The organism is Bacillus cereus ATCC 14579, assembly GCF_000007825.1.
Taxonomy (GTDB): domain Bacteria; phylum Bacillota; class Bacilli; order Bacillales; family Bacillaceae_G; genus Bacillus_A; species Bacillus_A cereus.
Genome location: NC_004722.1, coordinates 1,753,231 through 1,766,430 on the forward strand (window position 1 = coordinate 1,753,231; position 13,200 = coordinate 1,766,430).

Here is a 13,200-nt window from a genome sequence, read left to right on the forward strand (position 1 = left end):
TGTATTCTACTAAACCGATTTTAATAAAGAATAAAAATTCGTATCATAGGGAATGTCATCTTGATACATATAATTTTTTAGAACGCCTTCTTTTTCAAAGCCTAATTTTAATAGTACTTTATTGGAAGCTTCATTTTCAAGAAATACAATTGCTCCGATCCGCTTTAAATGAATCGTATGGAAACCGTATGATATAACCTCAGAAACAGCTTCAGTCGCATATCCTTGTCCCCAGTGTTCAGGCAAAAAGGCATAACTTATATTGGCTCGTTTATGCTCAGAAGACCAATCGTGAAAACCAATGGTACCGATGAGTTCTTTCTTGTCTTTTAATTCGATTCCCCATTTTATACCGCTTCTTGCATTGTAACTCAGTTTAAAGTTATGAATAATTTGTTTCACTTGATCAATATCTTGTAACGGTTTTTGGCCATAATAGCGCAGTACGTCAGTATTGGAGAAGCATTGTAGTATACCTGGTGCATCTTCTTCGGTAAGTTCTCTTAAAATAAGTCGGTCGGTTTTCAATATAGGAAACATGCTTTCACTCCATTTCTTTTAAAACTAGAATGTGTTGTTATTATATAATCTAGTCTGAAAATAAAGATTATTCAAGAGGGAAGTATGGTTTTAATTTATGATAAAATGGATTGTGGAATATATTTCAAAAGAGGTTTGTATATGGAGAAAAATTCAATTTTAATTGTAGATGATGATCAAGATATTGTTCGATTTGTTAAAGCGAATTTAATGCAAGAAGGTTTTAAAGTTTTTAGTGCTCATAACGGAGAAGAGTCTTTAGAAATAATAAATAATAACAGTATTCAACTTGCTATTTTGGATATTATGATGCCACAAATGGATGGGATAGAATTGTGTAGAAGAATTAGAGAGAAACATAGTTTGCCAATTATGTTTTTAAGTGCAAAATCATCGGACGTAGATAAAGTCGTCGGATTTAGTACAGGAGCAGATGATTATATTGTGAAGCCGTTCAGTACAATTGAATTTATAGCGAGAGTGAAGGCTCAATTAAGAAGGTATACATATTTCAATCAACACGCTGTCCAAGTAATAGAAAAGAAAATAAATATTAGAGGTTTAGAAATAGATGAAGCGTCGAGAACAGTAATGTTATATGGAGAAACCATCAATCTTACAAAAACTGAATATGATATTTTGTTCTTAATGGCAGCTGCAAAGAATCGTGTATTTACAATTGAAGAAATATATGAGAGCGTTTGGAAAGAAAGGGCCTATGAAAGCAATAATACAGTCATGGTTCATATCGCAAGATTAAGAAATAAAATTGAAGAGGATCCAAAAAGAACCGAAGTTTATTCAAAATGTTTGGGGAGTCGGATATAAAATTGAAGATTAAATCATTACAAGGCATTAGAGCTAAGTTTTTTATCGCATTCATATGTAGCATCTTTTTAGCAATTGTAAGTATAATAGTGTTTCAAATTTTAATTGGAAATATATATAGTCATGTTACTGCATTAGAAGAAAAATATTCATTTTTATATTTTATAGTTTTTTTGATTTTTACTACAACATACTTTGCATTCATGACAAAAACGCTGATGAAAAGGTTGTCTCAAATTAACAAGAACGTGAAAGAAATAAGTGAAGGTAATTTTGAAATACATATACCTATTTCGAAAAGCGATGAGATTGGTGAACTAGCGGCAAATGTTAATAGAATGGCGAAAAGCTTAAAAGAGTCTATCGAGAATGAAAAAAAATCACAGGAAATGAAAAATGAAATGATTAGTAATATTTCTCATGATTTACGAACGCCAGTAACATCTTTAATTGGTTATGCGGATCTGTTAGGAAATAAACTTCATTCGAATGGTGAAGAATGTGAACAGTATGTAAGTATATTAAAGCGAAAAAGTTATGAATTAAAAAATCAAGTAGATGATTTATTAGAATACTGTCAAATAAATTATAGAGAGATTGAATTACATAAAGATGAAGTAGATATGAAAGCATTAATTGAACAAATCATGATTGACTTTGTACCACAATTAGATGATGCTAATATGAGCTTTTATATTAAAAGTGATGAAGTGCTGCATGTAGAAGTTGATGTAGCACTTATAGTGAGACTATTTGAAAATGTAATAGGTAATAGTATTATGTATGGAAAAGATGGAAAGGAAATTGCAATTGAAATTTCCAATAAAACAATGAATGTTGAAGTAGAAATTAAAAATTTTGGACAATGCATTCCGAAAGAGGACCTTCCTTACGTTTTTGAGAAATTTTATCGTAGTGAAAAATCACGTAGTTCTCATACTGGTGGGAAAGGAATGGGGCTTGCAATTTCGAAAAGTATAGCTCAGCTCCATCAAGGGGATATCACTGTACGTAGTAACGATAAAGAAACAGTTTTTACTGTGAAATTACCGCAGTATAAAAAAGTAAGAAAGTCGTAAGTATTTCTTTTATATGTTGTAATTTTTACTTTGTATCATTGAGAAAAAGGATATGAGAGTAGGGATGCGACATGTGGAAGAAATTTTTATTAGTAATTATAGTTTCTTTTTTAATTATAAGTTGGATCTTAGTTTATGTAGCTAATGGTGTTACATCAGTTTTTGTTTGGTGGAGTATTCAGGCTTTTAGTTTTATTTCAGTTTTCCTTTTGGTAGGATCAGTAATAATATTTTTTTGGAAAGGCATTTTTAGAAAACGGATAGATAGAACGCTATTTTTAATCATTCTGTTTTCTATCATTGGAGCTTGGCCTATCGGTTGGTTTGCTAATATAGGTAGAATTGCTTATCCAGCAGATATACAATCGATGAGTCCTAAAGCAGTAGTTCGTTTTCCTTTGAATGAGCGAGCATTAATAGGTTGGGGTGGTGATCGGTTAGAAATGAACTATCACGTTATAAAACCAAATGAAAGGTGGGCATATGATATTCTCATTCCACCTGCTGAAGTGAAAAGTAGTAAGTTAGAGGATTACGGAATATATGGAGCGAAAGTAATGGCACCAGCTTCTGGGACGGTTGTATCAATTAATAATAATGAACAAGATTTAGTTCCTAGATCGGAAAATTTTCAGTCGATGGCGGGGAATCACATATATTTACGAGTAGATGAAACAGGCACATTTCTGATTCTTGCTCATTTAAAGAAAGGGTCAATTAATGTGAGGGAAGGACAACATGTGAATGAAGGAGAGTTTCTTGCTCAAGTAGGTAACTCAGGAAGTTCAAGTGAGCCCCATTTACATATTCATCATCAAAGGCAAGATCCGTCCAAGGTAAGTATGTTTTTTGCGGAAGGATTGCCACTTTACTTTCGAACTAAAAATGGTGTCTTGATGCCGGAAAGAGGGACATACACAAGTGGTAACTAGAAGAAAATCATTTCATCCAAAAAGGGTACTCCAAATTAAAATTGGAATACCCTTTTTTCATTACCCTACAAATGTTTGATACAGTAAGAAGATATTTAAAACGATAACGAGTGCTGCAATTATCCAAGCGATAAATGTTGTTATACGGTGGTTAACGAGTGCACCCATAATCTTTTTGTTACTTGTAAACATAATAAGTGGCACTAGTGCAAATGCAATACCGAATGATAAGACGACTTGGCTCATGACTAGAGCGTAAGTTGGATTTACACCTAAAGCGATAATAACTAATGGTGGAATCATTGTAATAAATCGGCGTAAGTATAACGGAATATGCATGCGAATGAAACCTTGCATAATAATATCACCCGACATTGTACCGACAGAAGAGCTAGATAGTCCTGCTGATAAGAGCCCAATTCCAAACAAAGCAGCTGATACAGGACCTACTAAGTTGGTAAATTGAGTGTAAGCAACATCTAAATCTTCAACGTGCAAGCCGTTTTTAAAGAATAGTGCAGCAGCAACAATTAACATACTTGCATTAATTGCTCCAGCAATAACCATTGCAATAATAATATCGATAAATTCGAAACGAAAAATCTTTTTCTTTTGTTCGTCAGTTGTTCCGACCACACGGCGTTGTGTTAATGCAGAATGCAAGTATATTGCATGCGGCATAACTGTCGCACCTAAAATCCCTGCTGCAAGTAATATACTGTCTACACCTTGGAATTTTGGAATAAATAGTCCTGAAAGAAGGGGACTTAATTCTGGTTTTGCATAAAAAACTTGAATCCCAAAAGCAATTACTACAATGAAAATCATTCCTGTAATAATAGCTTCTAGTGGACGAAATCCTCTACGTTGAAATTCAAGGATAATAAATGATCCGGCTGCTGTAATTAAAGCGGCAGGTAGCATCGGGATTCCAAATAGTAAGTAAAGCCCCAATGCAGCTCCAATAAATTCCGCTAAATCTGTAGCCATAATAACTAGTTCACCTTGTATCCATAAACCGATAGACACAGGCTTTGGAAAGTTTTCACGAGCTATTTCGGGTAAATTGTTTCCTGTAGCAATTCCTAATTTAGCTGATAAAGTTTGGATTAATACAGCCATTAAGTTAGAGGCGAGTATAACCCATAATAGTAAATATCCATATTGTGAACCAGCTGCGATATTTGTAGCAAAGTTGCCAGGATCAATATAAGCAACGGACGCGATAAAAGCGGGTCCTAAAAATGGTAACAGTCTTTTCCAGCCTTTTGTTTCTCCACTTAAAGCTAAGTGAGCTGATTGTACGGTTGTACTTTCAGAAGGGAGATGTTCATCTTTTGTTATATCTTTATTCATAGTAGTTTTCCCCTTTAAAATGTTAACTTGATGAAATTATTGTATTTATTCTTACTCATTATTTCAATACATTTAGATATGTTATATGATAATTTCATTTGAACACGAAAGTTTCCTTAATGCAAATTATATGCCTTTATGCAATGGATGGTGTGATAACGTAAAATAAATTGGGAGTTTATGGTGTGATGACGTGGGGAAACATAATAAATTAAAGGGTCAATTTTGAAATTTATGTGAACATAAAGCCGATAATCCAGCATATTAATTGATGGAATTGCATTTGTATGATATATAATATATTGGGATTACAACATAACCATAGTGTTTTGATGTGTAATCTTGTTTTTTATTTTTGTTAACTGATAGAAAATAGTATAAAGAAAAGAAAATGGGATTCATTTTCTTATTATATATGTTTTGATATGAACGTTAACTTATACATGATTTTAAAAATTAGATAGGTGGTAGAAATACATTGGCAACTACAAAACCATACAGAGTATTACTATATTACATGTACACAACAATTGAAAACCCAGAAGAATTCGCGGCAGAGCATTTAGAATTTTGTAATTCACTTGAATTAAAAGGAAGAATTCTTGTAGCGAAAGAAGGTATTAACGGAACTTGTTCTGGAACTGTAGAACAAACAGAGAAATACATGGAAGCAATGAACAATGATCCACGTTTTGACGGTATCGTATTTAAAATAGATGAAGCTGATGGTCATGCATTCAAGAAAATGCACGTGCGTCCTCGTCCAGAGTTAGTTACACTTCGTCTAGAAGATGACATTAACCCACACGAAATAACTGGGAAGTATTTAGAGCCAAAAGATTTTTATGAAGCAATGAAACAAGAAGATACAGTTATCATTGATGCACGAAATGATTATGAGTTTGATTTAGGTCACTTCAAAGGTGCGATTAAACCTGATATCGAATCATTCCGTGAATTACCAGATTGGATTCGTGAAAATAAAGAAGTACTTGAAGGTAAAAAGATTTTAACTTATTGTACAGGCGGAATTCGTTGTGAGAAGTTTTCTGGTTGGTTAGTTCGTGAAGGCTATGAAGATGTAAGTCAGCTTCACGGCGGAATTGTAACGTACGGAAAAGACCCAGAGGTACAAGGTGAGCTTTGGGATGGACAATGTTACGTGTTCGATGAGCGTATTGCTGTACCAGTAAACCAAAAAGAACATGTTATCGTTGGTAAAGACCACTTTACAGGTGAACCTTGTGAGCGCTATGTAAACTGTTCAAATCCAGAATGTAATAAGAAAATTTTATGTTCTGAAGAAAACGAAGCGAAATATTTACGTGCATGTTCTCATGAATGTCGTGTAAGTCCACGTAACCGCTACGTAATACAACATGAATTAACGGAAGAGCAAGTAGCTGCTGCATTAGAGCAAATCGAAGCAGGGAAGTAAAATGAATTCGTATAATAAAAGGGGTACTCCAAGTTTTATTTTGGAGCACCCTTTTTTTATTATCCGGTCCTGTCATTTGTCGGTAAGTCGATATATTAAAAAAATCGCTGATATATTTCGAGTTGCGCCGATATAATCGGAAAATCGCTCATAAAAATTTCACTTACTGCAGCGCACCAAGAATTTGAAAATAACCTTTTTTAATTTTTATCTTCTTTCTCTTTAACGGCAGAAAGTACAGTTTGTTTTACCCAAGCTTTTCTTCGTTTATGTTGTAGACCCCATTGGTATAAACTTTGGGCTCCTAAAATAAGTGAAATGACAATGCCGCTAATCGCAATTAATAGAGCGAAAAATTCAAGAGGTGACGATATTTTGTTTGAATCGGTGTTTCTTAAAAGGTCAATCATAGTAAACCCTAACATTTGGCCCACTACAGAGTAGAGCGTTAAAATTAACAATAAGAGGCTATCTTTTTTAGAGGCGACATTTTCTTGATATTTAAACAAACTATCAAGATTTTGTTTCGCGTTCGAGTATAGAACCTCAATATTAAAAAGTTTTCTTAAACGAAAGAAAATATCTTCACTTTGTGATTGGGATACTAATTCTAAAGAAAAATAATTAGCAGTGAACGAATTGATCGAATAAATTAATTTCTCTATTTCATTAGTATCTTGTTCAATGTTTAGCTCAGCATAGGCGTTAGCCATTTTTAATAAAACAATTTTATGGAATAGGTTTAATAATAAAGCGTAATAAAATTCTCCGTACATTTGACTAGCAAGTTTAGCGATTTTACGTTCTCCTTCATTTGTTACACATGTAAAAATATGTTCTTCCATTATGAAATAACGATTTGGAGCCCATCTCTGGTAAGCGTGTTTTTTTAAATAGTCATGAATGTAAGGAAGGTTATTTGCGCTCACATATGGCTTACCATCACTTGTTAATCCGGAAAGACTAGAAGTACGATAAACATCCACTTCATTAAGCTCCATACCTTCTTTTAGTGACAATAAAGTTTGGACGTACATTCTTTGGTCTTCGAAGAAAGGGAAGGTTTGAAAGTATGAACTTCTTAATCTCTTCTTTTCAAAGAAATCAGTTACGCCATGAAATAAATAACCAAAAATGAATTTTTCAACTTGGGAATACTTTTTTCCGTTACATTCAATACAAATAGTTTCATTTGTATCATTTTTAGTTTCAAGTACACGGAAGCGAGCAGCGAATTCGATTGCTTCAGATAAAGTCATGTTTGGAGCAGTGTTTACTTCTGTTCGAATTGTTAAGAAGCCAAGTTCATAAGGACAAAGTGTGACATCAATAGAGTGTATCTTGAATGGGATTGAAATACGGTTTGTTGTTAAATGTCCAGTTAAGTTAAGGTCCTTTGAATAACGTTGCAAGCCCTTTTGATGCTCTGAGTGAGGAAAGAGAATTTTATTTGTAAATGAAAGATAGTATGCTTCCATATTTTGATGTGAAACTTTAAACTCCCCATAATATGTATTTTCATCATCGAGATGATCGAGCCGAAAAGGACGAAAATCGTTTTTTTGTAAGAAAGGGAACATCTCTTGTTCATATCCAGCTTTAAACGAAAACGGGAATATAAATTGAAATATAGCTATTGCTACACCTTTTTCCTCAATTGATTGTATTGCCTCCATCTACATTGTGTCCTTTCCATATATGCTATAGAAACAACATGCCCAAATTTATTTGAAAATAACCACTCTTTTATACTCAATTGAGAGTGAAAATTCAGCTTATTTAGCAGAGGACATGTATAATGTTATGTATACTAAAAGTTATAAAATTTTATTTTGAAAAGGGGGATGCTGTATGCGGATTTTAGTATTAGGCGCTGGTGGAGTCGGAGGATTTTTTGGTGGCAGATTAGTCGAAAAGGGAGAAGATGTCACGTTTCTTGTTCGTAGTAAACGGAAAAAACAATTAGAGGAAAGAGGACTTGTAATCCGAAGTGTTAACGGGGATTTTTCCTTCCGACCGAAATTAATAACGAAAGAAGAGAGAACTTCTCCATTTGATGTCATTTTATTTTCAACAAAAGCGTATCACTTAAACGAGGCAATTCAAGATTTGAAGCCGTTTGTTGGCGAAAATACTGTAATCATTCCATTGTTAAATGGTATCGCTCATTTATCGCTATTACAAAAAGAATTCGGCGAAGAAAAAGTAATTGGCGGTTTATGCTTTATCGAGACGACGTTAAACGATCAAGGAGAAATTGTACAAACTAGCGCTGCCAACAGACTTGTGTTTGGAGAAATTAAGTCTCAAAATTCAGAGAGAGTAAAGCATATTTCTAAAGCATTTGCAGGTACGAAATCTAGTTTTGTTTTAAGTGAAAATATTACGCAAGATATGTGGCATAAATATTTATTTATTACTGTAATGTCCGGTGTGACAACGTTAATGCGTGCACCAATTGGACCAATCCGTGAAAGTGAAGGCGGCCGTGATTTTATCCGTAATGTATTTGAGGAATCTGTACAAATCATGAGAGTATTAGGAGCTCCAGTAAAGGCTAATATTGCCCAGGAACATATGAAAACAATTGATAAAATTTCGTATGATATGAAGTCATCAATGCAACGTGATATGGAGAAGGGTTCGTTTATTGAAGGGAAGCACTTGCAAGGATATTTACTGGATGTAGCAGAGCAATTTTCTATAGCGGCACCATTATTAGGCACTATATATCAAAATTTAAAGGTGTATGAAGAGATGACCTTTAACAGATCTGTAATAGAATTAGATGTATGAAAAAATAAAAAAGATAGCAATATATAAGTGTATTGCTATCTTTTTTATTTTTTGTATGACAAATTATTTATTTCTTTTCGTTCTATCTGTCAAATTTATTTCCTGTTCACGTTTACCATATAACTGATTAATTTCATTTGCTACTGCATCTAAATATGAATCGGAAAAAATAGGCTTCTTTTCTTTAGACATATGGGTCTCCTTTGCGGATTTTTTAGTATTCATTATGTATATTTCTCAGTGGATTATGCGCAATCATTTTAATTTTTTTCTTATTAAAAATTTTTGTTTACTTTTTGAAAATAAAGGAGTATTATAATCCACAGTTTCAATTTTCTAAATCGCTGAAACCGCATGGTACGGGGGACCCGTTTTTACGGATTAGTACATAATCCGATGGGGTGAATCCTTGAAAAAGGTAGGGCTACTCATAGGCCCGAATCCGACAGCTAACCTCGTAAGCGTTATATTGAGAAGGAAGGTGGAGCTTGTGCGACAAAAAAAATAATGTCTACAAGTCTATTTCGCTATGGCTTGTAGACATTTTTTGTTTTCTGAGGAAATCGTTTACTGGCTGTAACAAGCAGTAAAGTTCGTACAAAATTATTGGAGAGTGGACAGCATTGGTTTCATCTATTAAAAGATTTTTAATTGGAAGACCGTTAAAATCAACGGAGCTTGGAGAACAGAAGCTTAATAAAACGAAAGCTTTAGCTATTTTATCTTCTGACGCATTGTCATCAGTTGCTTACGGTCCAGAGCAAATTTTAATTGCTTTAGCAGGTGTTGGAGCGATCGCTTATTGGTATTCCATTCCGATCGCTGTTGGGGTATTAGTATTATTGACAGCCCTTATTTTATCTTATCGTCAAATTATTTTTGCTTATCCGCATGGCGGGGGAGCGTATGTTGTATCAAAAGAAAATTTAGGGATGAATCCAGGCTTAATTGCTGGAGGATCTTTATTAGTTGACTATATTTTAACTGTTGCGGTAAGTGTGTCCGCTGGTACAGATGCAATTACGTCTGCATTTCCTAGCTTACATGCACACAACGTAATTATTGCGGTTATATTTGTTATATTAATTACGATCTTAAATTTAAGAGGAGTAACGGAATCAGCTTCCGTTTTAGCATATCCTGTTTATTTATTCGTTTTAGCATTATTTATATTAATTGGTGTAGGCATATATAATATTTTAACTGGTCATGTTTCACCCACTTTACATGCGCCGATTGGTACACCAGTTGCAGGGATTAGTTTATTTTTATTACTAAGAGCATTTGCATCAGGTAGTTCTGCTTTAACAGGTGTTGAAGCAATTTCAAATGCAATTCCGAACTTTAAAGATCCTGCGCCAAACAATGCTGCAAAAACATTGCTTGCAATGGGTGCATTACTTGCTGTGTTATTTTCAGGAATTGTGTTTTTAGCCTATTATTACGGAGTGACTCCGAGTAAAGAAGTAACAGTTGTTTCTCAAATTGCTGAACAAACATTTGGACGTAATTTCATGTACTATTTCATACAAGGTACAACAGCTTTAATATTAATTCTTGCTGCTAATACAGGTTATTCTGCATTTCCTTTATTAGCGGTTAACCTTGCAAAAGATAAATTCATACCGAGAATGTTTACGATTAGAGGAGACCGTCTAGGTTACTCAAACGGTATTATAATACTTGGAGTTGCTTCGATTATTTTAATTGTAGCTTTCCAAGGACAAACAGAACATTTAATTCCGTTATATGCAGTAGGGGTATTTATTCCATTTACACTTTCTCAAACAGGGATGGTATTAAAGTGGCTTCGCGAAAAACCTGAAGGATGGGTTTTAAAATTAACGGTTAATTTAATTGGTGCAGTTATTAGTTTTATCGTAATGAGCATGTTCTTTTTAACTAAATTTGCACAAGTTTGGTCGATTCTTATTTTCTTACCTGCTATTATCTTCTTGTTTCATCGAATTAAGAAGCATTATGATGCAGTGGGTGATCAATTAAGTTTAAAAACTTGTGAACCTCTTATTCCAATTGAGGGGAATGTAATTGTCGTTCCTGTAGCAGGTATGACGCATGTAGTAGAAAATTCATTGAACTATGCGAAATCTCTTTCTGCAGATCAAGTTATCGCTGTATATGTTGCTTTTGACAGAGAAGAGGAAAAGAAATTTGAAGAGAAATGGAAGGTGTGGCAACCTGAAGTAAGGCTTGTTACATTACATTCTCATTATAGAAGTATTATTCAGCCGTTAACGAAGTTCATTGATACAGTGCAATATAAGGCAAGTGAATCGAATTACCGCGTTACGGTCGTTATACCACAGTTCATTCCGAAAAAAGGTTGGCATAACATTCTTCATAATCAATCTAGTTTACTCATACGTGCGTATTTACTTTATAAAAGAAATGTTGTTATTACGACAGTTCCATATCATTTGAAAAAATAAGAAGATTTTTGAAGGATAGCTTCGTGAAAATGAAGCTATCCTTTTTGTGTATATGCTATGCATAATTGCATATGAGTTTAAAAATTATATCGATATAATTTTATCGGTTATTTGTAAGTAGTGTTTTCTGTTGTGATATGTAGATATTTCAATCAATAAAGTGAATCGGATTATATTTTGAAATAAGGACATGAAAGCTTGAAAATAAAGGGAATGAAAATACTTCTTTACGTTATATAAACAGCTGTGTTTAAATGACCTTACAGTACAAAACATATATGAAAACAAAACGAAATTTCATATTTACGCATGTTGTTTAGTTTGAAATGAATAATATTTTTACGTAATATATTCACTATGTGAATGTGGGAATTTCTATAAAATAGAAAATTTATACAATATTATTCATACTAAACACATATGAAAAATAATAAAATGTTTTGTGACGATAAGTAAGTACTGTAGCAATACGAGAGAGGTGGTTCATACATGGATCACGGTGAGAACGTTCTCTATTTTAATCATCTCAAATTATGGGCAAGAAAATAGAATAATAAAATGCGATAGTAATAGTTGCTAATACATAGGAGGAGTTAAAGTGAAAAAGACTTTAATTACAGGGTTATTGGTTACAGCAGTATCTACGAGTTGCTTCATTCCTGTAAGCGCTTACGCTAAGGAGGGGCAAACAGAAGTGAAAACAGTATATGCGCAAAATGTAATTGCTCCAAATACATTATCCAATTCAATTAGAATGTTAGGATCACAATCACCGCTTATTCAAGCATACGGATTAATTATCTTGCAACAGCCAGACATTAAGGTAAATGCGATGAGTAGCTTAACGAATCATCAAAAGTTTGCAAAGGCGAATGTACGAGAATGGATTGATGAATATAATCCGAAGCTAATTGACTTAAATCAAGAAATGATGAGATACAGCACTAGATTTAATAGCTATTATAGTAAGCTCTATGAACTAGCAGGAAACGTAAATGAAGATCAGCAAGCAAAAGCAGATTTTATGAGTGCATATGGAAAATTACAATTGCAAGTACAAAGCATCCAAGAGAGTATGGAGCAAGATTTATTAGAGTTAAATCGATTTAAAACAGTATTAGACAAAGATAGTAACAACTTATCAATTAAAGCCGATGAAGCAATAAAAACACTGCAAGGATCAAGTGGAGATATTGTGAAATTAAGAGAAGATATTAAAAGAATTCAAGGGGAAATTCAAGCTGAACTAACTACTATTTTGAATAGACCTCAAGAAATCATTAAAGGTTCTATTAATATCGGTAAACAAGTATTTACAATCACAAATCAAACTGCACAAACGAAAACAATCGATTTTGTTTCTATCGGTACTTTAAGTAATGAAATTGTAAATGCTGCAGATAGTCAAACGAGAGAAGCAGCTCTTCGCATTCAACAAAAGCAAAAAGAGTTATTACCACTTATTCAAAAGTTATCACAAACTGAAGCAGAGGCGACTCAAATTACATTCGTTGAAGATCAAGTAAATAGCTTTACAGAATTAATTGATCGTCAAATTACAACTTTAGAAACGTTATTAACGGATTGGAAAGTTTTAAATAATAATATGATTCAAATTCAAACAAATGTTGAAGAAGGTACGTATACAGACAGTAGTTTACTTCAAAAACATTTCAATCAAATTAAAAAAGTAAGTGATGAAATGAATAAGCAAACAAATCAATTTGAAGATTACGTTACAAACGTTGAAGTACATTAAACAGAAAAATAATTAGCGATAT

Annotated in this window: 10 protein-coding genes, 1 pseudogene and 1 riboswitch; of the genes and pseudogenes, 7 read left to right on the forward strand and 4 right to left on the reverse strand. The window is 33.3% G+C overall.

Going from position 1 to position 13,200, the window contains the following annotated elements; translation table 11 throughout:
• Window positions 1-9: 9 nt before the first annotated feature.
• A complete protein-coding gene (locus BC_RS08970; RefSeq protein ID WP_000483964.1) occupies window positions 10-540 on the reverse strand; it encodes a GNAT family N-acetyltransferase in 531 nt (176 codons plus the stop codon).
• Between the two features lie 141 nt (window positions 541-681).
• Between BC_RS08970 and BC_RS08975 the strand changes: the two are divergent.
• From BC_RS08975 to BC_RS08985, 3 genes and pseudogenes are all read left to right on the forward strand, one after another.
• Window positions 682-1,381 (forward strand): annotated as a pseudogene (locus BC_RS08975) (response regulator transcription factor).
• Window positions 1,347-2,447: a sensor histidine kinase gene (locus tag BC_RS08980; protein WP_000466663.1), complete on the forward strand. Its 1,101-nt coding sequence runs from the start codon at window positions 1,347-1,349 to the stop codon at window positions 2,445-2,447. The pseudogene BC_RS08975 and the gene BC_RS08980 overlap by 35 nt, the downstream one beginning before the upstream one ends.
• Before the next feature lie 71 nt (window positions 2,448-2,518).
• Window positions 2,519-3,379 (forward strand): M23 family metallopeptidase, encoded by an 861-nt coding sequence (locus tag BC_RS08985; RefSeq protein ID WP_000265533.1) that lies wholly within the window; start codon window positions 2,519-2,521, stop codon window positions 3,377-3,379.
• A 60-nt stretch (window positions 3,380-3,439) separates the two neighbouring features.
• Here the strand turns inward: BC_RS08985 and BC_RS08990 are convergent, their stop codons facing one another.
• Window positions 3,440-4,735, reverse strand: coding sequence for an Nramp family divalent metal transporter (locus tag BC_RS08990; protein ID WP_001030679.1), 1,296 nt, complete (start codon window positions 4,733-4,735; stop codon window positions 3,440-3,442).
• Window positions 4,736-5,213: 478 nt separating this feature from the next.
• Here BC_RS08990 and BC_RS08995 point away from each other — a divergent pair, with 478 nt between their 5' ends.
• Window positions 5,214-6,173 (forward strand): rhodanese-related sulfurtransferase, encoded by a 960-nt coding sequence (locus tag BC_RS08995; protein WP_000246231.1) that lies wholly within the window; start codon window positions 5,214-5,216, stop codon window positions 6,171-6,173.
• 200 nt (window positions 6,174-6,373) lie between these two features.
• Here the strand turns inward: BC_RS08995 and BC_RS09000 are convergent, their stop codons facing one another.
• Window positions 6,374-7,849 (reverse strand): hypothetical protein, encoded by a 1,476-nt coding sequence (locus tag BC_RS09000; protein WP_000387434.1) that lies wholly within the window; start codon window positions 7,847-7,849, stop codon window positions 6,374-6,376.
• A gap of 175 nt (window positions 7,850-8,024) precedes the next feature.
• Between BC_RS09000 and panE the strand changes: the two genes are divergently transcribed.
• The gene (panE, locus tag BC_RS09005) at window positions 8,025-8,969 is read left to right on the forward strand and encodes a 2-dehydropantoate 2-reductase (RefSeq protein ID WP_001221911.1); all 945 of its coding nucleotides are present in this window, start codon (window positions 8,025-8,027) and stop codon (window positions 8,967-8,969) included.
• A 63-nt stretch (window positions 8,970-9,032) separates the two neighbouring features.
• Here the strand turns inward: panE and BC_RS28180 are convergent, their stop codons facing one another.
• Entirely contained in the window at window positions 9,033-9,161 is a 129-nt protein-coding gene (locus tag BC_RS28180) for a hypothetical protein (protein ID WP_000031873.1), read from the reverse strand.
• Window positions 9,162-9,301: 140 nt separating this feature from the next.
• A riboswitch (cyclic di-AMP (ydaO/yuaA leader) is annotated at window positions 9,302-9,448 on the forward strand.
• Window positions 9,449-9,592: 144 nt separating this feature from the next.
• On the opposite strand from BC_RS28180, the gene BC_RS09010 reads away from it, so the two are divergent.
• Both BC_RS09010 and nheA read left to right on the forward strand, forming a co-directional pair.
• Entirely contained in the window at window positions 9,593-11,419 is a 1,827-nt protein-coding gene (locus tag BC_RS09010; protein ID WP_000254889.1) for an APC family permease, read from the forward strand.
• Window positions 11,420-12,017: 598 nt separating this feature from the next.
• Window positions 12,018-13,178: a non-hemolytic enterotoxin NHE subunit A gene (nheA, locus tag BC_RS09015; protein WP_000751828.1), complete on the forward strand. Its 1,161-nt coding sequence runs from the start codon at window positions 12,018-12,020 to the stop codon at window positions 13,176-13,178.
• Window positions 13,179-13,200 lie beyond the last annotated feature (22 nt).

Coding starts and splice junctions, on each gene's coding strand:
- BC_RS08970 (WP_000483964.1), bottom strand. CDS start 540: ATGTTTCCTATATTGAAAACCGACCGACTTATTTTAAGAGAACTTACC.
- BC_RS08980 (WP_000466663.1), top strand. CDS start 1,347: ATGTTTGGGGAGTCGGATATAAAATTGAAGATTAAATCATTACAAGGC.
- BC_RS08985 (WP_000265533.1), top strand. CDS start 2,519: ATGTGGAAGAAATTTTTATTAGTAATTATAGTTTCTTTTTTAATTATA.
- BC_RS08990 (WP_001030679.1), bottom strand. CDS start 4,735: ATGAATAAAGATATAACAAAAGATGAACATCTCCCTTCTGAAAGTACA.
- BC_RS09000 (WP_000387434.1), bottom strand. CDS start 7,849: ATGGAGGCAATACAATCAATTGAGGAAAAAGGTGTAGCAATAGCTATA.
- panE (WP_001221911.1), top strand. CDS start 8,025: ATGCGGATTTTAGTATTAGGCGCTGGTGGAGTCGGAGGATTTTTTGGT.
- BC_RS28180 (WP_000031873.1), bottom strand. CDS start 9,161: ATGTCTAAAGAAAAGAAGCCTATTTTTTCCGATTCATATTTAGATGCA.